Source organism: Synechococcus sp. WH 5701 (genome assembly GCF_000153045.1).
GTDB lineage: Bacteria > Cyanobacteriota > Cyanobacteriia > PCC-6307 > Cyanobiaceae > Regnicoccus_A > Regnicoccus_A antarcticus.
The window spans coordinates 415,379-437,181 of the sequence record NZ_CH724160.1 but is presented as its reverse complement, the minus strand read 5'-3'; the positions used below and the strand labels follow the sequence as shown (position 1 = coordinate 437,181).

The following is a 21,803-nucleotide window of genomic DNA, read 5'->3' as shown; positions in this document are numbered from 1 at the left end:
AAGCCGAACCATGCCGCGAAGCGTCAGCTTCGCATCCGAGCCTGGGGTCCCCACTCAGCCGGGCAGGGTGGGGAGCATCACCTCCTCACGCACCTTCAGCACCACCATCGAGGCATCGTCGCTCAGCTGCCGGTCAGCACCCACGAAGCGGTCGAGCCGCTCGAACAGGGCATCGAGAACACCCTGGGCGCTCTTGCCGGCCCGGCAGGCTTCTCCCAGGTGCCGCTGCAGGCGCTCCTCTTCGAAGCGCTCACCCGTGAGACCGAGGGCTTCACTGACCCCATCGGTGTAATAGAGGACCACATCACCGGGCTCCAGCAGCACGCGTTCGCAGCCGTACTGGGCCTCCGGCTGCAGGCCGATCAGCAGGCCCGGAGCATCGAGCCGCTCCACCCCGTGGCGCTGGTGCCGCCACAGCAGCGGCGGATTGTGGGCAGCGTTGGCATAGCGGAGCACGCGGCTGCGGGGATCGAAGTCGGAATAGAAGAGGGTGACGAAACGATGTGAATGGGCCAGGTCCTCCTGGGCCAGTTCGTTGAGGTCGTGCAGGATCCGGTCGGGGGCATGGCCACTGAGCACCTCGGCCCGCAGCATCCCCCGCAGCAGGGTCATCAGCAGGCCCGCGGGCACACCCTTGCCCATCACATCGCCCATCACCAGGGCCCAGCGCGAGGTTTCACGACGGCGTCCGCTGAGCTGGGGCCGGGTCGGGATGAAGTCGTAGTAGTCGCCCCCCACCTCAAAGGCCGGCCGGCAGCGGGCGGCCAGCTCCACCCCCTCAATCACCGGACAGTGGTCGGGAAGCAGCTGCGCCTGGATCTCCGCACCGGTGTTGAGCTGGCGATCGAGGCGCTCATGGCGGCGGCGGTCCTCCTGCAGCATCTCGGTTTCGATGGCCACGCCCGTGAGATCAGCCACCAGCTGCACGTGGCGGCGGTGGACATCACTCCAGGTCAGGCCTTCGGCGCTGCCGAAGACGTAGAGGCGTCCGCGGGCCCGGTTACGGGCCACCACGGAGGTGCCGAACAGCTGCACTTCCCCCAGAAGACGACGCACCTGCAGATCGAGCTGGGAGACCTCCTCCTCCTCGGCCAGGCCAGCGGGCAGATCCAGCTCCCCCAGCAGGCGCACCAGTTCGCCGCTGCGGGAGGCAGGACTGGCCTGGGTGTGCTCCCGCCAGAGGCGTCCGTCGGGGTGGAAGACCACCAGAAGGCTGGCCTCAGCTCCCACCAGGCGAGAGGACACCAGGGGAACCAGCTCCAGGAAGCGGTTCAGGTTGGTGAAGCTGCGTAAGGCGAAGCCAAGCGAGGCCAGCAGCTCCTGGTTGCGCCGTTGCTCCCGGCTGAGGCTGTCGAGCAGTTGCCGCAGGGAAGCCGATGCCGTGAGGGCCTGATGGGGCCGGGGCGGTGGCAGGGGCACGCGGGCTAGCGGCGTGCGGCTCTTAACAGGCGGCCGCAGGGGGCGAACGCTAGCAGGGTTCCCCAGTTCGAGCAGCTCAGCTGGAGAGCAGGGCTTCGACGAACTCAAAGCTGTTGAACGGCCTGAGGTCGCGGATGCCCTCGCCGGCACCGATGAAACGAATCGGCAAGCCGGCTTCGGAGGCCACCGCCAGGGCCACACCACCCCGGGCGCTGCCATCGAGCTTGGTGAGCACAACCCCTGTAAGACCGGCGGCACTGGCGAAGGCCATCGCCTGGCGCAGGCCGTTCTGCCCCTGACTGGCATCAAGCACCAGCAGGGATTCCACAACCGCCTCCGGGGCCAGCTTGTCGACGATGCGCCGCACCTTGCTGAGTTCCTCCATCAGGTTGTTCTTGGTCTGCAGCCGGCCGGCCGTGTCCACCAGCACCAGTTCGATTCCCTTGGAGTGGGCCGCGCCGATGGCGTCGTAGACCACGGCTGCCGGATCGGCATTGGCACTGGGGTTGGCGATCACCGGCACGCCGCTGCGCTCGCCCCAGACAGTGACCTGCTGCACGGCGGCGGCGCGGAAGGTGTCGGCGGCTGCGATCAGGCAGCTGTAGCCGCTGCGCACCGCCAGATTGGCCAGTTTGCCCAGGGTGGTGGTTTTGCCGACACCATTCACCCCCACCAGCAACCAGACATTGAGTCGGTCCCGCTGGGGGGCCAGCAGAAGCTCACCGCTGGCTTCGATCGGCGTCTCGAGCAGCCCGCGCAGCTGCTCCTTGAGAAAGCGAAGACCCTCGGCCGGCTCCACCACCTCTTCGTTCAGGCGCCTGCGCAGAGCCTCGAGCACGTGGTCGGTGGCCTGCACGCCCACATCGGCACGCAGCAGGGTGGTTTCCAGATCGTCGAGCACCTCCGGGGTGAGGGGATCGTCGCCCAGGCTGTCGAGCAGTTGGGTGACCAGGCCGCGTCGGGTCTTCTCCATGCCGCGACGCAGGCGGCTGAGCCAGTCAATCTCCTCGAGCGAGACCTGATCGGCACGTCGGCCCTGGGCCGCGAGCACCTCGGCGGACCAGGTGAAGTCGGCATCAAAGGACCCCAGCTGTGGGCTGGCCTCCTCACTCGAGGGGGCAGTCGGCTCGCCCTTGGGCGGCGGGTCGGTGCTGGGGGCGAGCACGGTCTGCTGGCGCTCGGCACGGCTGGCCGCGGCCAGCTCCAGCAGGGAGGGGCCGGCGGGGCTGGGCGACTCCAGGGCTGGAGGTCGCTCAGATGTGCTGGCTGACTCTGCTGGTGTGGCCTGAACCTCTGGAGGAGTCGCCTCGGAGGACTTCTCCGGCTCCGCAGCGGCAACAGGTTCTGGTTGAGGCGCTGCCGCCTCAACGGGTTCAGGCGTTGGTTCAGGTACCTGGGCTTCGGCGACTGGCTGGCTGCGCTCCTGCTCAGCCTTGAGGCGGGCATAGGCCTGACGGGCCCAGTCCAGGGCGTCCTGATCGACAGCGGGGGCCGGGGCTGGCGCTTGGGGTGCCGGCTCCGGGACGGGTTCACCGACCGAAGCGGGTGGAAGTGGCGCCTCTGACACGCCGGCGGCGCTGCCATCGGCCTTGTCTTCGCCAGCCTCCTTGGCCGCCGCAGGCTCAGCCGCCGGCTCGGTGGTGGTGGGACGCCGCCGGAACCAGTCGAAGACCATGCTTGCTCAGGAGACGGAGGTGGTGAGACGGCGCAGGATCCCGTTGATCATCCGGCGGCCCTGATCATCGCTGTAGCGGTTGGCCAGCTCCACGGCCTCGTTGCAGGCCACCGGGGCCGGCGTTCCGAAGGTGTGGAGATCCACGGCCGCCAGCCGCAGGATGTCGCGGTCGATGCGGGGCAGGCGGCCGAGGCGCCAGCCTTCCATCACGGCATCGAGCCGTGAATCGAGCGCATCGCGGTCCTGGAGCACGGCTCGGGTGCGGGCGATCGCCCCCTCGCGGATCTCGCTCTGGTCGGCAAGCATCAGCAGACGTGGTAACTCCAGGCTGGCCGAGAGACGATTGAGCGCCTGCTCGGCATGGGTCAGACCCCGCTGGAGATGATCCCGAACCCGGGGCATCTGGTCGGCCCCATCGATCAGTTCGCTGTCGAGCAGTTGCTGTTGCGCCTGCTGCAGATCGAGCTCGGCATTGTCGAGCGCCTCGCGCACATGCTGGGCCAGGCTGGCCAGAGCCTGCTGCAGAAGACTCTCGAGCGGCAGGTCGGCCGGTGGTACGCGGTCACTGACCTGGCCCAGCATCAGCAGGGCCAGTTCTCTGGAGATGGATCGACTCGGCATCGGGTGGGGCGAGGGTGGCAGGCCGCGGATCAGGGCTTGTTGGGGGGAACAGAGGAGAAGACGGGAGCACGCAACTGGGCAAGCAGACTGGAGAAGCTGCGGCTGGCCGGGGTTTCACGCTCATCATCAGGGCTGACGATCCCCGCGGAGATGATCGTGCGGAACGCATCCTCCACAGAGAGGTCCAGGTCACGGACCGCGGTCTCCGGCACAACGGCGTACCAGCCGGTGGTGGGGTTGGGAGCCGTGGGAATGAAGACGCTCAGCATCGGCTGATCGAACCCCCCCTGCATCACATTGCCAAGAACCCCGGTGACAAACCCGAGGGCGAACAAGCCCTTACGTGGATATTCCACCAGCACGACCCGGCGGAAGCGGGTGGAATTATCTCGGAAGATCGTTTCAAGCAGTTGCTTGAGGGTCTTGTAGACCGAGCCGGCGAGTGGAATGCGCTGGAGGGTTCCCTCCCCAAAATCGAGCAACCAACGCCCGACGATGTTGCGGGCCATCAGGCCGATCAGCAGAATTCCCAGCAGAGGTACCAGCAAACCCACCCCCAGATTGATCAACTCCTGCAGGAGTGGATTGAGGGTATTGAAGGGATTGAATTGCTTGGGAATCGAGGTGAGAAAGGCGAGCACGAAGCGGCTCACCGTGGTCGCCAGCCAGATGGTGGTGGCCAGGGGAATGACCACCAGCAGACCGGCGATCAGATCATTCTTGAGGTCCTGCTGCAACCGGGTCCCCAAGGGTTGATCAGGTCTGGGGCTCGACTGCACCAAGGATGGTTCCGGTTGTCCGGTGTTCGGATTGCTGTGAGCAACCTAGCCAGCCGTCTGGGGGTGGAGCAGCTTCCGGGGTTGTTCCGAGGGATTTCAGAGCAACGCGGCCAGAGCCAGCAGGGTGAAGGCCACGGCCAGCACTGCGGCCGAGCCGGTGCCGGCATAGCGGCGTTGATTCACCGCCAGACCCTGAGCCCGCTCGGCTTCCTTGAACTGCTGTTCCATCTGCTGCAGCTGGCGGTCGATGAAGCCACGAGCCGCCTGTTGCTTCTGTTCCTCGGTGGCCTGGGGCGGCACCTGGCCCGACTGCTCAGCCTGGCGCACCAGTTGCTCCAGCACCTGGGGATTCTGGCTCTGCTGTTTGGCCATCTCGAGCTGACTGCGCTGAGCGGTCAGGGTCTGCTCGGTCTTGGCAGTCAGCACGCCATCGCCACTGATCGCCACCGGCACCGACACCGCCAGGCCAATGGCGAGGAGGGCCGCCAGGGCCGCCACCAGCCAATGCAGGGGGGAGCGGGGGTCGGTCTGGTCGAGGCGGGAGCCGAACAGAGCCAGCAGCAGGCCCACCAGCGCCATCGGCGACTGGGTGATCAGACGCTCGATCACCATCTGGCGGAACGCCTCCTCCTGCCAGCTCCAGGCGGAAACCACCGCCGCCAGCTGCAGCCCCAGCAGCACGACGAGGGTGAGGCCGAGCCAGCGCAGCAGATAGCCAAGACGGCTGGTTGAGGCAGAAGTCACAGCAGGATGGCAATCAAAGGCAACTGTACGGGTGAGATCAGGCCATCCCCAGCAACCGGTCGCTCCGGCCGGCTCGGAGCACCGCCCCCAGGACCTGGCGATCGCGCTCAAGGCCCAGGCCAGGGCGTTGGGCTTCGAACCGGTGGGCCTGGCCGCCTTGCCAGGAGATGGGCGGATCCCCCTGCGCACTGCGGCGCTGGAGCGCTGGCTGGAGGCCGGTCACCAGGCCGGCATGGCCTGGATGAACGATCCACGCCGCCGCCAGGTCACCAGCCTGCTGCCCGGCGTGCGCAGCCTGCTGGCGGTGGGCCTGAACTATCACGTGGCCACCAGTCGAGCGCCGGGCAGCCTGGCCGTCGCTCGCTACGGCTGGGGCAGGGACTATCACCGGGTGATCAATGGACGTCTGCGCCGGCTGGGGCGCTGGCTGGAGGAGCAGTGTCCTGGGGTGGGCTGGCGGGCCTGCGTCGACAGCGCCCCCCTGCTGGACAAGGCCTGGGCCGAGCAGGCGGGTCTGGGCTGGATCGGCAAGAACGGCAACCTGATCCACCCCCGCCGGGGGTCGTGGATGCTGATCGGCCATCTGCTCACCACGGCCGATCTTCCTGGTGACGCTGCATCTGAACCTCTCTGCGGCCGCTGCAGCCGCTGCATCGAGGCCTGCCCCACCGGCGCCATCAGCGAGCCCTTTGTGGTGGATGCCAACCGCTGCCTGGCTTATCACACGATTGAGAACCGGGACGACACCCTTCCCGACGCCATGGTGGCGGCCATGGGTCCCTGGGTGGCCGGCTGCGACATCTGCCAGGACGTCTGCCCCTGGAACCAGCAGCCACTGCCCAGCTCGGAGGATCCCGAGCTGCAACCCAGGGACTGGTTGCTGAACCTGCACGCCGGCGAGGCCCTCGGCTGGAGTGATGCCGACTGGGATGAGCGACTGCGGGGTTCCGCCCTGCGGCGGATCAAGCCCTGGATGTGGCGGCGCAATCTGCGGTCGGCCCAGGCCGGGACCCCAGAAGCGGACCCCTAGGCTGGACCCTGGATCGATCGGCTGGAATGGCTCCGCGCTGGTTCAACTTTCTGGCGACGGCTCCGCTGGCCCTGACCCTGGCAATCGGACCGGCTGCCTCGGCACAGGCCCTGGTTCCCTACGTGTATGTGCCCAAGGGGGAGGAGCTGGAGGCGGCGGGGCTGGGCATCGCCCAGGCAGCCACGCGCCTGCTGAGGCTGGGCCAGGCCGATGACGCGGCCCGGCTGGCAGGCCTGACGGTGCAACTGCTGCCCAACGATCCCCGCGGCTGGGTGCTGCTGGCGGAAGCGCAGCTGCGCAGCAACCAGATCAAGGCCGCCGGCCAGTCCCTGGCGCGCGCCAAGCAGCTCGATCCGCGCAACCCCGGCATCTGGTTCGCGGAAGGCTCCCTGGCCCTGCGGGATGGTCAGCCCGGCCAGGCCATCGGTCTGCTGGAAACCGGTCTGAAGTTCGACGGCAAGAATCCCGGTGCCCACTTCGACCTGGGCAACGCCCACCTGCTGCTGAACAATCCCCAGGCGGCCCTGGGGTCGTTTGAGCGGGCCTCGGGCCTGCGCAAGGATTTCTGGGAGGCGATCAACAACCAGGGCCTGGTCCTTTATGAGCTCGGCCGCAGCGACGACGCGATCCGGCGCTGGCGCCGGGCCCTGGAGATCAACCCCAAGGCCGCTGAACCCATGCTTGCCCTGGCCGCCGCACTGAATGCCCGGCCGGGCGATCAGCAGAAAGCCCTGGAGATGGCCAGCCAGGCCCTGGCGATCGAACCCAACTACGTGCTGGAGGCCTACCAGAAGGAGCAACTCTGGGGTCCACGGCTGCGCAACAGCACCCGCGTCCTGCTCGAGAACCCGGCGATCAAGGCCGACACCGACCGGGCCAATGCCAACGCCACCGGCAGTAGCGATGGGGAAGACTCCGGGGAGGAGTGAAGCCGGAAGCTGGGTGGGGCCTCACCTGAGAGGATCTGTAGGCTGAGCGCCTTCCGCCCTCAGACCCCAGAACCGGATGGCCGAGGAGCGCGTCCAGCCCATCGCCCTGCATCAGGAGATGCAGCGTTCGTACCTCGAGTACGCGATGAGCGTGATCGTGGGCCGCGCCCTTCCCGATGTGCGTGATGGTCTCAAGCCCGTCCAGCGCCGCATCCTGTTCGCGATGCATGAACTGGGGCTGACCCCGGACCGGCCTTACCGCAAGTGCGCCCGGGTGGTGGGTGATGTGCTCGGGAAGTACCACCCCCATGGCGACCAGGCGGTCTACGACGCACTGGTACGCCAGGTGCAGACCTTCGCCAGCCGCCATCCGCTGCTGGATGGTCACGGCAACTTCGGCTCGGTCGACGATGACCCGCCGGCGGCCATGCGCTACACCGAAACCCGTCTCGCGCCGATCGCGCACCAGGCGCTGCTTGATGAGATCGGCAGCGACACGGTCGATTTCACCTCCAACTTCGACGGCTCCCAGCAGGAACCCACCGTGCTGCCGGCCCAGCTGCCATTCCTGCTGCTCAACGGTTGCTCGGGCATCGCCGTGGGCATGGCCACCAGCATCCCCCCCCACAACCTGGGCGAGGTGGTGGAGGCTCTGATTGCCCTGATCCGCAAGCCGGAGCTGAGCGACGAGAAGTTGCTGGAGCTGGTGCCCGGGCCCGACTTCCCCACTGGCGGCGAGGTGCTGGTGGGCAGCGGCGTGCGCGACACCTATCTGCAGGGGCGCGGCAGCATCCCGATGCGTGGCATTGCCCACATCGAGGAGGTGCAGCCTGGCAAGGGCCGACATCGGCGCAGTGCCGTGGTGATCACCGAGTTGCCCTATCAACTGAGCAAGGCCGGCTGGATCGAGAAGCTCGCCGATCAGGTGAACGACGGCAAGATCGGCGGGATCGCCGACATCCGCGACGAGAGCGACCGCGAGGGGATGCGGGTGGTGATCGAGCTGCGCCGTGACACCGAGGCCAGCAAGGTGCTCACCGACCTGCAACGGCGCACCTCCCTGCAGAGCAATTTCGGCGCCATCCTGCTCGCCCTGGTGAACGGGCAGCCCCAGCAGCTCAGCCTGCGCCAGTTGCTCAACCACTTTCTGGAGTACCGGGAACACACCCTGATCCGCCGCACCAGCCACGCCCTGCGGCGCACCGAAGACCGGCTGGAGGTGGTGGAAGGCCTGATCCGCGCCCTCGATGCTCTGCCGGAAGTGATTGAGCGGATCCAGGCGGCCAGCGACGCCGCCAGCGCCAGAGCCAGCCTGCAGGTGCACTTCGATCTGAGCGAACGCCAGGCCGATGCCGTGCTGGCGATGCCCCTGCGGCGGCTCACAAGCCTGGAGCAGGACGGGCTGCGCAAGGAGTCGGTGGAGCTGATGGAGGAGCGGGAGCGGCTGCGCCACCTGCTCGACGATCGAGCGGCCCTGCTCGAGTCCATGGTGGCCGAACTCAAGGCCCTCAAAAAGCGCTACTCCACCCCCCGCCGCACCCGGCTGGTGGCCGGCGGGGACGACCTGGTGGCCCAGCGGGCGGCAGCGGTGCGGCCCAACACCGAACTGCAACGACAGCAGGCCCTCGAGGCCCTGCCGGGGGATGGACGGCTGCTGATCCAGGCCGACGGAGTGGTACGGATCGTGTCACCCCAGGCACTGGGTCGGCTGCACCTCGATGAAGCGGCGCCGCTGGGGGAACATCCCTCCCCGGCGCGCCTGATCCTGCCGGTAGCCGAGAAGCCCTCCCTGCTGGCCTTCAGCGCCAGTGGCCGGGTGGCCATGCTGCGCTGGGAATTCGCCGCCCAGCAGCCCGGTTCGCTCGAGAAGTTTCTGCCCGAGGGTCTGCTGGGTGATCCGATCGTGGAGGTGCTGCCCCTGCCGCAGAAACCCACGGGAACTCTGGGTCTGCTCAGCAGCGATGGCCGCTTCAAACGGCTGCCGATCGAGGCATTCAGCGAACTTTCCGGCCGGGCTGCCACCGTGCTGAAGCTCAAGGACGGCGTGCAACTTCGCCGGGTCGTGCCCTGCACGGACGGTCAGGACCTGGTGGTGGCCAGCACCACAGGCCGTCTGCTCAGACTGGCGGTGAATGACGACACCCTGCCGCTGATGGGCAAGGCCGCCCAGGGACCGATGCTGTTGCGCCTGCTGCCCGGCGAAAGCGTGGTGGGGGCGGCCTGCGTCGATCCGGGGAGCGATGTGCTGCTGGTCAGCCGCCACAGCCAGCTGAAGCGGCTGGAGGTGGAGGGCCTGCGCCGCTGCGAGCGTGGCGACCTGGGTCAGATCGGTCTGCGCTTCCGCCAGCGGGAGGATGAATTGGTCGATCTGCAGGCAGGCAGCGCCGCCGTCATGGGCCTGAGGTTCTCCACAGGCCGAAGCCTGCGTCTGGCAGTGGCCGACCTGCAGCTCAGCACTGGCGAGGAGGGACCGAAAGAACCACTCTGGACCTGTTCAGCCGGTGAAACCGTGCTGGAGCTGGTGCCCTTGCTCAGCTGAGGAGCTCAAGTCAGACCCTGGCCGCCAGACCCGTGGGCTCGAGCATCAACTTGCTGGACCGCACGGAATCGTCCATCTCGATCGGATAGTTGCCGTCGAAGCAAGCGGTGCAGAAATGAGAGGCGTTGTCGTGGGCAGCCTCGAGCATGCCCTCCTTGCTGAGATAGGCCAGGGAATCAACCTGGAGATGATCGGTGATCTCCTGGAGATTGAGGCGCGCAGCAATCAGCTGGTCCTGGTTGTCGGTGTCGATGCCGTAGAAGCAGGGGTGGGTGACCGGCGGTGAGCTGATGCGCATGTGCACCTCGGTCGCACCGGCCTCACGCAGGGCGATCACCAACTTGCGGCTGGTGGTGCCCCGCACAATCGAATCGTCGATCACCACCACCCTCTTGCCGGAGAGCACATCCGGCAGGGGGTTGAGCTTGACGCGAATGCCCGCCTCCCGCATCGCCTGGGTGGGTTGGATGAAGGTACGGCCCACGTAGCGGTTTTTGATCAGACCATCGGCAAAGGGAATGCCGCTGGCCTTGGAAAAACCGATGGCGGCGGGAATGCCGGAATCGGGGACGCCGATCACGATGTCGGCTTCCACAGCAGTTTCCCGCGCCAGCACCTCACCGATGCGGTGGCGGTAGCTGTAAAGCGACTCGCCGAAGAAGCGGCTGTCAGGCCGGGCGAAGTAGATCATCTCGAACACGCAGAGCTTGGTGGGCTCGTCGCACCAGCGCTGGCGGGCCGGCAGCGGATCACCGGCGCTGAAGCGGATCAGCTCACCCGGGCCCACGTCACCGTCGTAGGCGGCGCCGATGATGTCGAGTCCACAGGTTTCACTGCTGACCACCCACTGGCCCTGGTGCTTGTCGCCGAGGTGGCCGAACACCAGGGGCCGCACCCCATGGCCATCACGCAGGGCGAACAGCCCATCGGGCGTGCCGATCGCCAGGCTGAAGGCCCCGCGGCAGCGGCCGGCCGCGTCGCGGATCGCCTCCTCCCAGCCCAGCCCCCCGTCCACAGCGTGTTGCAGGGCAAAGGCAATCAGTTCTGAATCCGTGGTGGAGGTGAACTGGATCTCACTGGCCTGCACCGACTGGCGCAGATCCTCGACGTTGACGAGATTGCCGTTGTGGGCCAGCGCAAAGGGGCCGAGGCGGGTCATCAACACCACCGGCTGGGCGTTGCAGACCCGACTGCTGCCGGTGGTGGAATAGCGGTTGTGGCCCACGGCCAGATCACCGGGCATGCGCTCGAGCACGTCCTGATCAAAGACCTGGCTCACCAGGCCCATGTCCTTGTGCAGCCGCACCTTGTCGCCGTTGAACACAGCGATGCCGGCCGATTCCTGACCCCGGTGCTGCAGGGCGTAGAGGCCGAAGTAGGTGAGGTTGGCCACTTGCTGGCCAGGGGCGTACACGGCAAAGACCCCACAGGCCTCTTCCATCCGGTCGGGCCGTTCCGGCGTGGGGTGCGCGCTTGCCACAGGCCCGTTCACCTTTCTTTTACCTTTGCATTGTGCCTCAGCCGGTTGCGGCCAGCCGGCGCGGCAGAGCGTTCTCGTAGCTCGTGCGCAGCTCCTCCACCTCCAGGGCCAGCAGGACAGTGCCGTTCTGCTCGAAGCTCAGGGCTGTGCCGGCCTCACCCACCCGACCGATCGGCGTGGCCAGTGCTTGCGGCCCCACAGCCTGCTGCACCGCCAGCAGCTCCTGCCAGGCCTGCTCCTGAGCTGGTCGGAGCGACACCAGCACCCTGGCGCCCCCTTCGGCGAAGAGCAAGCGATCCAGACGGCCCGCATCGGCGGGAAGCTCCAGAGCGGCACCGAGGCCGGAGGCGATGCAGGCCTCGGCAGCCGCCACCGCCAGGCCCCCGTCGCTGAGATCGTGGGCGGAGGCCACCAGGCCCGCCGTGATCGCCTGACGCAGCAGGGATTGCACTGTCCGCTCGAGCTTCAGGTCGGTCAGCGGCGGCCGGCCCGTGGCCAGACCATGGACACTCTCCAGATAACTGGAGGCGGCCAGAGCCAGCCGCCCATCGACGTCGCTACCGGCCAGGGGCACCCCCAGCAGCCAGAGGTGATCGCCCGGAGCCTGCCAGCCCAGGCCGGTGACGTGATCGAGGTCGTGAACGAGTCCCACCATCCCCACCACGGGAGTGGGATGGATCGGCTGCAGGCTGCCATCGGGCCGCCTGGTTTCGTTGTACAGGGAGACGTTGCCGCCGGTAACGGGAGTGTCGAGTGCCCGGCAGGCCTCCGACAGACCACGGCAGGCCATGGCCAGCTGCCAGTAGCCGGTGGGGGTCTCCGGGGAGGGGAAGTTGAGGTTGTCGGTGACTGCAAGGGGTTCAGCCCCGACGCAGCTGAGGTTGCGGGCAGCTTCGGCCACCGCCGCCGCCGCCCCCCGCTCTGGATCCAGGGCCACCCAGCGGTTGGGGCAGTCGACAGTGGCGGCCACGCCGCGACTGGCGGCCTCCATGGCGCCCTCGCCCCGCTGGGGCCGCAGGCGCACCACGGCCGCATCGGCGCCACCGGGGGGCATCACCGAGTTGGCCTGCACCTGGTGGTCGTACTGGCGATAGACCCAGCGCTTGCTGGCAATGGTGGGGTCATCGAGCAGGCGCAGGAGCACGGCACCCCAACCCAGGGCCTGGCCCGCCAGTGGTCCGCCTGCCGGTGTGATGCCCTCAGCGGCGGCGGCGGGCAGGTCGGCCTCGCTCCAGCGCCAGTGCGCCTGGATGGCGGCCGGAGGTTCACTGATCAGCTCATGGTGGTTGATCGGGGTGTCATCGGCGAGGGCGCTGGCGGGCACCTCCGCCGCCACCAAGCCTCCCTGGAGCACCCGCACCACGTTGTCGGCCAGCACACGGCCGACAACAGCAGCCTGCAGACCCCAACGGCGGAAGCGTGCCATCAGGGCCTCCTCGCAACCCGGTTTGACCACGAACAGCATCCGCTCCTGCGACTCGCTGAGCAGGAACTCGTAGGCGCTCATGCCGCTCTCCCGGGCCGGCACCCGGTCGAGATCGAGCTCGATGCCCAGCCCCCCCTTGGCGGCCATCTCCGAGCAGCTGCAGGTGAGGCCCGCGGCTCCCATGTCCTGAGCCGCGAGCACATCACCACTCTGAAACGCCTCAAGGCAGGCCTCAATCAGCCCCTTCTCCAGGAAGGGGTCGCCCACCTGCACAGCCGGGCGGTCATCGAGGGATGCCGCACTCAGCTCGGCCGAGGCAAAGCTGGCGCCGCCCATGCCGTCGCGGCCGGTGGTGCTGCCCACGTACACCACCGGATTGCCCACCCCCACAGCCCCGGAGCAGACGATCTCCTCGGTTTCCATCAGCCCCAGGGCCATGGCGTTCACCAGGGGGTTGCCGGAATAACTGGGGTCGAAAGCCACCTCACCGCCCACGGTGGGCACCCCCACACAGTTGCCGTAGTGGGCGATGCCGGCCACCACGCCCTCCATCAGGCCCACGTTGCGCTCGTCTTCCAGGGGACCAAAGCGCAGGGCGTTGAGCAGGGCGATCGGCCGGGCACCCATCGTGAAGATGTCGCGCAGGATGCCTCCCACTCCGGTGGCCGCCCCCTGGAAGGGCTCCACGGCGGAGGGATGGTTGTGGCTTTCGATCTTGAAGGCGAGCCTCTGGCCCTCGCCCAGGTCCACCACGCCGGCATTCTCGCCGGGGCCCACCAGGATGCGAGGGCCGGTGGTGGGGAAGCCCTGCAGCAGTGGCCTGGAGTTGCGGTAGCAGCAATGCTCCGACCACATCACCCCGAACATGCCCAGCTCGGCGCGGTTGGGGTCACGACCGAGCCGGCGGCGGATCTCCTCGTAATCAGCCTGGCTGAGGCCCTCCTGGCGCAGGGCCTCGGCGACCGGAAAGGAGGGTGTGGCAACCACAGCAGGGACTCATCAGAGCTCCAGTGTGGCCGAGCCCGTGGCCCCGGCCCGCCGCCTGGGTGGGTTCAGATCCAAGGATCGTCCGGCTCGAGCGGATCGGCCTCGTGGGGCTGTGGCCGGTTTCGCGCTGCCCGGCGCCGTGGCTGGGCCGAAACCTCCCTTACGGGCTCCCCCCAGGCCTCCGGGTCATCCCAGTCTTCCTGCTCGTCGAGCCGGTTGAGGGGGGGATCCTCCAGGCGGGCTTCGGGGTCGAGGGGATCAGGCTCCTGCCAGGGCGGCTCCTCCAGCCAGCCCTCCAGCCGCTCCTCAAAGCGCCCGCCCACCTCCTCGAACTGCTCCCGCCAACGGCGGGAGCGCCGCAGAAATTCCTGACGCACACTGGCGCGGGCCAGGGGGAGATCATCGAGGCCCTGTAGCGCGGTCATCACCTGCCCGGGCTGCTGATCGACGATGCGCTCGGGTGAGAGCAGCCAACGGCTGCTGCCGGGCAGACGCGGATCGCTGCGGGCCACCAGGTAGTCGAGGATGCGGCCGCTGCGCAACTCCACGTTGGCGTCGGCAATCACACCCAGCAGTTGGTTGTCGCTCCCGAGCAGGGCTGCTTCGAAGAGGGTGGGCAAGCGCTCCAGGGTGGCGGGGTCGGTGTCTGCGGGATCCCCTTGCACCAGAGCTTCCTGGTCGGTGAGCCCGCGCAGCTGATTGAGCCTCCACACCAGCCGGCGGGCTCCGAAGGCCGAAGGCCTGCTCACCCAGCCCAGCAGGCGGTGCACAGGCGGGTGCATCCAGCCCTGCAGACCAGCGCCATGGTCAATGCCCTGGTTGCAGCGCACCCGGCGCCGCAGCAGGTCGCTGAGCAGCAGTTGCTCGGGGAGGGTCACGGCCTCAGCTGCGGATCTGAACGGGCATCACCAGGTAAGTGAAGGTGGGATCCTGCGCGGAGGTCAGCACCGCAGGGGTTGTGGGTGCGTTGCAGCGCAACTCCACCCGCTCGGGGGTCATCGCCTTGAGTCCATCGAGCATGTAGCGGACGTTGAAGGCGATCTCGATCGGATCACCACTGATCACCGCCGGCAGATCTTCGGAACCACTGCCCACGTCCTGGGCATCGGCGCTGATGTGCAGCTGTCCGCTAGCGGGATCACTGCTGAGCTTGACGACGTTGTTGTGCTGGTCCGCCAGCACCGCCACCCGCTCGAGGGCCTGCACGAAGCCACGGCGATCGAGTTCCAGGGTTCGGCTGAAGCGATCGGGGATCAGCTGCCGGTAATTGGGGTAGGTGCCATCAAGGCTGCGGCTGGTGAGCACCTGGTCGGCCCAGAGAAACACCACCTGCCCGCGGTCGCAGTACAGGCTCACCGGGTCGTCACTGCTGCAGGCGGAGAGCAACCGCTCCAGTTCCCGCAGGGAACGGGCCGGCACCGTGACCGCGAAGGGCTCACTGCCGTCCTCGGCGCCGGAGAAGGCCTTTTCGAGGCGGAGCACCGAGAGGCGGTGCCCGTCCGTGGCGGCGCACTCCAGATCCTGATCGGCCAGGCCGAGGTGGACGCCGGTGAGCAACTGCTTGGCCTCATCGCCGCTGCTGGCAAACAAGGTGGCCCGCAGCCCCTTCACCAGGGCGTCCGGTTGCAGGCGAAGGGGAGTTCCGGTCTGAACGAGGGGCAGATCGGGAAAGTCCTCGGCGGAGAGTCCGCGCATCTGGTAGCTGCCGGAGCGGCTGGTGATCTCCACCTGCTCCTGGCCTTCCTCACAGCTCAGGCTGATCGGGCTGTCGCTGGAGAGCCGCGCCACGATCTCACCGAAGAGGCGCGAAGGCAGGGTGATCGTGCCGCTGCTCTCCACGGACGCGGGCAGGCTGGTCTGGATGCCGAGGCTGAGATCGAAGCCGGTGAGGCTGAGCCGGCCAGTGCCGGCATCGGCGGTGAGCAGCACGTTGGCCAGCACTGGGTGAGTGGGGCGTGAAGCCACGGCACGACTGACCAGCTGAAGGCTGGCGCTCAGTTCCGCCTGAGAGCAGACCAGCTTCATCGCGACATGACTCCAGAGAGGACAAGCCCGCCAAGGGCCCCACCACGCTTCCACACCACTGAGCCAAGCGCAACGAGCACAAGCCTGCTCGATCCGCTTTCCCCCTGCCTATTCCCCAATCCTGTTACTGGTTTTTGATTGATCAAGAAGAAAATAAATCCAATCCGTAGTCGTAGGGGCTGGGGAAAACGCGGAAAACTTCTACAGCTCAGTTCCGATCTGGATTTTTTTGAATCTGAACTGAGGAACGCCTGGCGGAATGATGACTGAAATCAAGGTTTTCCACTCTTTCCCGGATCTGGGGAAAACGTGAGCAACTCAGGGGTGCTCTATTTGCCCCTGTTCTCCCCGTGCTGGGGCTGTTTTTCCCGTGGACGCTTTGCGCACTGACACCCCAGCGAAAAGCCCCACACCGGAGGTTCCGGCATGGGGCTCACTGGGTTGTTGGGTCCAGCTTGTCTGTCGGGCTTAGAAGCCCATCACCTTGGCCACCACATCCACCTCAGGGGCCAGGCCGGCATGGAAGGCCCCATCGCAGTTGTCGATGGCGGTGTTGGGATCCTTCAGACCGTTGCCTGTGAGCACGCAGACCACCGTGGCGCCGGCGGGCACCTGCTCGGCCTGCTGCAGCAGCCCCGCCACAGAGGCGGCGCTGGCCGGTTCGCAGAACACACCTTCCTCCCGGCCGAGCAACTGATAGGCCTCGAGAATGTCCTGGTCGGTGACGGCGTGGAAGCTGCCGCCGCTCTGCTCACGCACGGCGAGCGCCTTCTCGCGGTTGGCGGGATTGCCGATGCGGATCGCCGTGGCAATCGTGTCGGGTTGCTCCACGGTGTGACCCAGCACCAGAGGCGCCGAGCCACTGGCCTGGAAGCCCATCATCCGGGGAAGACGCCGGCTGTGGCCCGCCTGTCGGTACTCCTGAAAGCCCATCCAGTAGGCACTGATGTTGCCGGCGTTGCCCATGGGGATGCAGAGCCAGTCGGGGGCGTCACCGAGGGCATCCACCACCTCGAAGGCGGCGGTCTTCTGCCCCTGCAGCCGATAGGGGTTGAGCGAATTCACCAACGTGACCGGATAGGTGTCAGCCACCTCTCGCACGATGGCCAGGGCACGATCGAAGTTCCCCTTCACCGCCAGCACCTCAGCGCCATACACGAGGGCCTGGGCGAGCTTGCCCTGGGCCACGTAGCCGTCGGGGATCAGCACGAAGGCGCGCATGCCACCGCGGCGGGCATAGGCGGCGGCTGCCGCACTGGTGTTGCCGGTGCTGGCGCAGATCACGGCCTCGGCGCCGGCTTCCCTCGCCTTGCTCACCGCCATCGTCATCCCCCGGTCCTTGAAGCTGCCGGTGGGGTTGAGGCCGTCATATTTGAGAAACACCTTGATGCCCCGGCCCAGCCGTGACGCCACGGCCGGCGCTGGGATCAGGGGAGTCGCGCCTTCCCGCAGGGTGATCACCGGCGTGGCCTCACTCACCGGCAACCAGCGCCGGTAGGCCTCGATCAGCCCCGGCCAGTCCTGCATCGTTGGCTGCTGGCCCAGTCGCCGAAGAGCTGAAAGCAGGGGCACGTCGGCAGGCGGTCAGGCTGAGATGAATCTACGCGCCGAGTCCCCAGCAGCCCCGGAACCATGCCCTGGGCCTCAAGGGGCCGTCGACGGTGGTGCCGCTGTGGACGACTCTGGCTTCGCTTCCATCATCGAGCCGCTCTTGGGCTGATCGCCGCTGCCGGGTTTCGCGGCTCCATCGCCGCGCAGCCCGTCGAGGGGGGATTCAGAGAAGAAGCGCACAAGATCGGAAATCGAGCTTGCTTTGCTGATCACCCCCAGCAGGGCCGGAATGTTCACTGCCAGCTCCTGGGCCGGGTAGGCCTGGAGGAACCCGGTGGCGCTGAGGTTGCCGTTGCCGTTGGCCAGGCCCGTGATCAGGGCGCCACGGATGGCCTGGACCCCCTTCTGGGGCGCCCTCAGGGGAGAGAAGATTCCCGCCAGCCGCTGCAGCAGCGCTTCGCCGATCCGCGTGGAGAGCAGCCGGCTGGTGAGCACCAGGGGCAGGGAGAGTTGTTGGTTCAGCATCTTGGCCACCGAGGCCGGATCCTGCCTTCCGAAGCGCAGCACATCCCCCAGCAGCCCACGGGCTTCACCCGTCTGGGCCAGGTGCTCCAGGTCGGCTACCGGAATCGAACGCCGGAAGGCTCCGCTCACGAACACCACCTGTTCGGCGGCCTGCACCTGCAGCCCTGGCGTTGCTGCACTCAGCGAAAGCCCCAGCAGGACGGCCAGGATTTTGGGCGGACGATTCAATAGCCGAAACCTTGTGGTCGGAAAATCCTAAGAGCTGCCGGTGGCGCTGAGAACAGCGCTCTGGCTCAGTTCGGGAGCCACCAGGACGTCGCGCAGAAGTCGCACCACGCTGCGCTCCGCCAGACCCTGGGCCAGCTGGACGCCCATGCGGCGCAGGTCGGGTTCTCCCAGCAGCCGGGGCAGCCGCAGCAGCAGCAACTGGGGCTCGAAGCCGGGCAGCTGACGCAGGATCGTCAGCAGTTGCTGCACCGGCTCGAGGCTGAGCAGTGCCTCCTCCCCGCTCTCGAGCCGGGGGCTGCGCAGTCCGGGCGGTTGCAGCCGGCGAGGCAGGCGGCTGCCCAGCCGGCGGAAGGCCTGCCAGCTGATCGCATCCACCCTGTCCACCAGGGCATCCACCAGCTGCTGGCGCAGCAGGCCGCCCTTGGGGGAGAAGAGAAAGTCGAGCACCTGATCGAGCAGTCCCTCCAGATCCAGCTGGTCCTGAAGGGAGGCACTGCTGATCAGGTTCTCCAGCCGCTGCCAGCGGAATTCTTCGCCATCGAAGAGCATCTCGCGCAGGCTGCTGCGCAGGGCCGGATCAGGGTCCTCCATCAGCCGTCGGGCGAAGTAGGGGTAGGCGGCGCCGAGGATCTTGAAGTCGGGGTCCACGCTCAGCGCGATGCCCTCCAGTGTCACCAGGGAGCGGATGATCAGGGCGTAGTAGGGCGGCACCTGGAACGGAAACCTGTACATCACCCCGGAGAGATCGTCGGTGACGGCCTTGAAGTCCATGCGGCTGACACCCATCTCCAGGGCCTGGCCGAAGACACTCTCGAAGGCCGGCACGATCGGTTCGAGATTCACTTCCTCTCCGAGGAATCCCAGGTTGACGAAATCACGCGAGAGGGAGGTGAAATTTCGGTTCACCAGATGCACCACGGCCTGAATCAGACCCGTTCTCGACTCGCGGCTCACCTCGCTCATCATGCCGAAGTCGAGATAGGCCAGCCGGCCATCGGGCAAAGCCAGCAGGTTTCCGGGGTGGGGATCCGCATGAAAAAAACCATGCTCCAGCAATTGCTGCAGGCTGCAGTTCACCCCTATTTGCACCATGTCGTCGGGGTTGATGCCCAGGGCGCGCACCGCCTCCAGGTTGGTGAGCTTCACCCCCTCGATCCACTCCATCGTGAGGACCCGGCGGCTGGTGACTTCGCGGTAAATGCGCGGAACGGCGATGCGGGGATTGTGCTGATGCAGGCGTGCGAAATGTTCGGCGTTGCTGGCTTCGTTGAGATAGTCCATCTCTTCGAAGACCCGTTTGCCGAGCTCATCGATCAGGGCCACCAGGTCGCTGCGGATCAGGCGCACGTTCTGGTTCAGCCAGGCGGCGATCTGGCGCACGATGTAGAGATCGAGCGTGATCTGCTCGCGCAGCCCTGGACGCTGCACCTTCACCGCCACGGCTTCGCCGCTGAGCAGTACCCCCCGGTGCACCTGGCCCAGGGAGGCTGCTGAGATCGGCTCCCGGTCGAGTTGCCGGAACAGGCTGTTCACCGGTGCGCCGAGGTCTTCCTCGATGCAGGCCATCGCCAGGGAGCTCTCGAAGCCAGGCAGCTGATCCTGCAGCTGTGCCAGTTCCTCCAGCAGCACCGGCGGGATGATGTCTGGCCGGGTGGAGAGGGCCTGGCCGGCTTTGATGAAGGCTGGCCCAAGGGCCGCCAGAAGTTCGGCGCACTCCCGTGCCCGCGCCCGCGCCCGATCCTCGTTGCTGAGCGTCCCGAGAAATTTGTCAAAGCCCACGCCGATCAGGAACAGGCTGATGGGCACGATGGTTTGCCAAAGACGCCGCAGCAAGCGCTGGGGGTGGCCGGAGTAAATCCGCGAAATGGTCTGCGGGTCGTAACTCAGCAGACCGGCGGCTTCGATGAAGTCGCTGAGTTCCTCGGCGTTGCTGGTTTGTTCGGCGATCGTGTCCCCGGTGATCGTGGCCTGATCCGAGCGGACCATCAGGGAGGAGTTCGACTGTTTCTCTTCTAAACGAAAGCGACCGCCGCTACGGTCGGGGCAATCACCGGAGGCCGGCGTGCTCACGGGTCTGCGTCTGGAGAACATCGCCCTGATCGATGCTCTGGATCTCAGTTTCAGGCCAGGGTTCACCGTTCTCACCGGGGAGACCGGCGCGGGTAAATCTCTCCTCCTCGATGCCCTCGATGCCCTGCTCGGCGGTGCCCAGGGGGGTGAGGGTCTGCGGCTGCTGCGCCCAGGCTGTGAGCGGGCGCGCATCGAAGCCGGTTTCTCCTTCTCGGAGCCGGTGCGGGCCTGGCTGATCGAGCAGGAACTCGAACCGGAGGACTGCGATCTGATCATCAGCCGGGAGTGGCGCCAGCAGGAGGACCGCATCCGCAGCCGCTGCCGCATCAATGGGGTGATCGTCAACCGCGCCCAGCTGCTGGAGCTGCGCCCCCTGCTGCTGGAGCTCACCGTTCAGGGGCAGACCCAGCAGCTGGCGCGTCCTGGCCAGCAGCGGCGCTGGCTGGATCGCTTCGGTGGGGAGCCGATCGCCGAGTCCCTGCTGGCGGCCCGCTCGGCCGTGCGGGCCTGGAAAGCGGCGGCGGCGGCCCTGGACACAGCCAGGGCCGATCAGCAGCGCCAGCAGCTTGACCGGCAACGGCGTCTGCAGCTGCTGGAGGATCTGGAGGCGGCTCAGCTCGACGACCCCCATGAGCGCCAGCGCCTGCAGGGGGAGCAGGATCGGCTGGCCCACGCCGTCCGCTTGCAGGAGGGGGTGACGACGGTGAGCGGACGGCTGGTGGAGGGTCTGGAGGGCGCCCCGTCGGTGCTCGATCACCTCGCCGCCATCGAGCAGGAGCTGCAGCATCTGCAGGGGTTCGATGGGGGCCTGCAGCCCTGGCTGGAGTGCTGCGCCGGGGCGGCCCAGCTGCTGCAGGAGCTGGCCTCTGGCCTGGATCGTTATGGCGCTGGCCTGGAGAGCGATCCTGAAACCCTTTCGGGACTGCAGGAGCGGATGGCCCAGCTCAAGGCCCTGGAGCGGCGCCACGGCCAGGAGCTGGGGGCCCTGATCGCCCTGCGCGACGACCTCCGACGCCAATTTGATGCCACCGGGGTCGAGGCCTCGCTACGTCAACTGGAGCAGCAGGAAGAGAGCAGCCGCCTCCGGTGCGAGCAGGCCTGCGCACAGCTCAGCGAGCGGCGCCGTGTCGCCGCCACGGCTCTGGAGCGGCAATTGATGGACACCCTGCGGCCCCTGGGTCTGGCTCAGGTGCGCTTCGGGGTCTCGATCGAGCCTTCCCCCGCCGGTGATGAGGGGGCCGATGCGATTGGGTTCCTGTTCTCGGCCAACCCTGGTCAGCCATTGGCCCCCCTGCAGGAGGTGGCCAGCGGCGGGGAGATGAGCCGCTTCCTGCTGGCCCTGAAAACCTGTCTGGCGGCGGCGGATCCCCAGGTCACCCTGCTGTTTGATGAAATCGACAGCGGCGTCAGCGGCCGGGTCAGTGGGGCCATCGCCGCCCTGCTGCGCCGCCTCGCTGAGCAGCGTCAGGTGTTCTGCGTCACTCACCAGCCTCTGGTGGCCGCCATGGCCCAGCACCACTTCCGCGTGAGCAAGCAGGTGGAGGCGGGCTGCACCCGTACAGGGGTGACGGCCCTGCAAGACAGCAGCGAGAGAGAGCGGGAACTGGCCGAACTCGCCGGAGGCGATTCCGGTGAAACCCGCAGCTATGTGGCCAGCCTGCTGCAGCAGGGGGCCTCCTGAGCCGCAGGAGCAGCCCGTAGACTCCAGGCTGTCAGGGTTGCTGAATGCCCCGCGCCAGATCCGTCTCCGGATCCAAGAGCTCCGCCACGAATGG

Annotated in this window: 16 protein-coding genes; 4 read left to right on the top strand and 12 right to left on the bottom strand. The window is 67.3% G+C overall.

Annotated features, from left to right (window positions below; translation table 11 throughout):
* Positions 1-54: 54 nt before the first annotated feature.
* From WH5701_RS12240 to WH5701_RS12220, 5 genes are all read right to left on the bottom strand, one after another.
* Positions 55-1,419, bottom strand: a complete 1,365-nt coding sequence (locus WH5701_RS12240; RefSeq protein ID WP_006172732.1) for a PP2C family protein-serine/threonine phosphatase — start codon at positions 1,417-1,419, stop codon at positions 55-57.
* 76 nt (positions 1,420-1,495) lie between these two features.
* Positions 1,496-3,094: a signal recognition particle-docking protein FtsY gene (ftsY, locus tag WH5701_RS12235; RefSeq protein WP_006172731.1), complete on the bottom strand. Its 1,599-nt coding sequence runs from the start codon at positions 3,092-3,094 to the stop codon at positions 1,496-1,498.
* Between the two features lie 6 nt (positions 3,095-3,100).
* The gene (gene nusB / locus WH5701_RS12230) at positions 3,101-3,715 is read right to left on the bottom strand and encodes a transcription antitermination factor NusB (RefSeq protein ID WP_006172730.1); all 615 of its coding nucleotides are present in this window, start codon (positions 3,713-3,715) and stop codon (positions 3,101-3,103) included.
* A 29-nt stretch (positions 3,716-3,744) separates the two neighbouring features.
* A complete protein-coding gene (locus tag WH5701_RS12225) occupies positions 3,745-4,497 on the bottom strand; it encodes a DUF502 domain-containing protein (RefSeq protein ID WP_037981065.1) in 753 nt (250 codons plus the stop codon).
* Positions 4,498-4,590: 93 nt separating this feature from the next.
* Positions 4,591-5,238, bottom strand: coding sequence for an HpsJ family protein (locus tag WH5701_RS12220; RefSeq protein WP_006172728.1), 648 nt, complete (start codon positions 5,236-5,238; stop codon positions 4,591-4,593).
* Between the two features lie 31 nt (positions 5,239-5,269).
* Between WH5701_RS12220 and queG the strand changes: the two genes are divergently transcribed.
* The 3 genes from queG to WH5701_RS12205 all read left to right on the top strand — a co-directional run bounded on the left by queG (position 5,270) and on the right by WH5701_RS12205 (position 9,736).
* Positions 5,270-6,268 carry a tRNA epoxyqueuosine(34) reductase QueG gene (gene queG, locus WH5701_RS12215; protein WP_006172727.1) on the top strand — a complete coding sequence of 333 codons (999 nt, stop codon included), beginning with the start codon at positions 5,270-5,272 and terminating at the stop codon, positions 6,266-6,268.
* Between the two features lie 26 nt (positions 6,269-6,294).
* Positions 6,295-7,197, top strand: a complete 903-nt coding sequence (locus WH5701_RS12210) for a tetratricopeptide repeat protein (protein ID WP_006172726.1) — start codon at positions 6,295-6,297, stop codon at positions 7,195-7,197.
* 76 nt (positions 7,198-7,273) lie between these two features.
* Positions 7,274-9,736, top strand: a complete 2,463-nt coding sequence (locus tag WH5701_RS12205) for a DNA topoisomerase (ATP-hydrolyzing) subunit A (RefSeq protein ID WP_006172725.1) — start codon at positions 7,274-7,276, stop codon at positions 9,734-9,736.
* Between the two features lie 10 nt (positions 9,737-9,746).
* Here WH5701_RS12205 and purF read toward each other — a convergent pair whose 3' ends face one another.
* The 7 genes from purF to WH5701_RS12170 form a co-directional block, all read right to left on the bottom strand.
* Positions 9,747-11,177: an amidophosphoribosyltransferase gene (gene purF / locus WH5701_RS12200; RefSeq protein WP_006172724.1), complete on the bottom strand. Its 1,431-nt coding sequence runs from the start codon at positions 11,175-11,177 to the stop codon at positions 9,747-9,749.
* A gap of 76 nt (positions 11,178-11,253) precedes the next feature.
* Positions 11,254-13,629: a phosphoribosylformylglycinamidine synthase subunit PurL gene (gene purL, locus WH5701_RS12195; protein WP_006172723.1), complete on the bottom strand. Its 2,376-nt coding sequence runs from the start codon at positions 13,627-13,629 to the stop codon at positions 11,254-11,256.
* Between the two features lie 65 nt (positions 13,630-13,694).
* On the bottom strand, positions 13,695-14,507 hold the full coding sequence (locus WH5701_RS12190; RefSeq protein ID WP_006172722.1) for a hypothetical protein: 813 nt from the start codon (positions 14,505-14,507) through the stop codon (positions 13,695-13,697).
* A 4-nt stretch (positions 14,508-14,511) separates the two neighbouring features.
* Positions 14,512-15,654 carry a DNA polymerase III subunit beta gene (gene dnaN / locus WH5701_RS12185; RefSeq protein ID WP_006172721.1) on the bottom strand — a complete coding sequence of 381 codons (1,143 nt, stop codon included), beginning with the start codon at positions 15,652-15,654 and terminating at the stop codon, positions 14,512-14,514.
* Positions 15,655-16,122: 468 nt separating this feature from the next.
* Entirely contained in the window at positions 16,123-17,181 is a 1,059-nt protein-coding gene (thrC, locus tag WH5701_RS12180; protein ID WP_037981392.1) for a threonine synthase, read from the bottom strand.
* Between the two features lie 117 nt (positions 17,182-17,298).
* Positions 17,299-17,958, bottom strand: a complete 660-nt coding sequence (locus WH5701_RS12175; RefSeq protein WP_006172719.1) for an alpha/beta hydrolase — start codon at positions 17,956-17,958, stop codon at positions 17,299-17,301.
* Positions 17,959-17,985: 27 nt separating this feature from the next.
* The gene (locus tag WH5701_RS12170) at positions 17,986-19,944 is read right to left on the bottom strand and encodes an AarF/ABC1/UbiB kinase family protein (protein ID WP_006172718.1); all 1,959 of its coding nucleotides are present in this window, start codon (positions 19,942-19,944) and stop codon (positions 17,986-17,988) included.
* Positions 19,945-20,020: 76 nt separating this feature from the next.
* Here WH5701_RS12170 and recN point away from each other — a divergent pair, with 76 nt between their 5' ends.
* A complete protein-coding gene (gene recN, locus WH5701_RS12165) occupies positions 20,021-21,709 on the top strand; it encodes a DNA repair protein RecN (RefSeq protein WP_006172717.1) in 1,689 nt (562 codons plus the stop codon).
* Positions 21,710-21,803 lie beyond the last annotated feature (94 nt).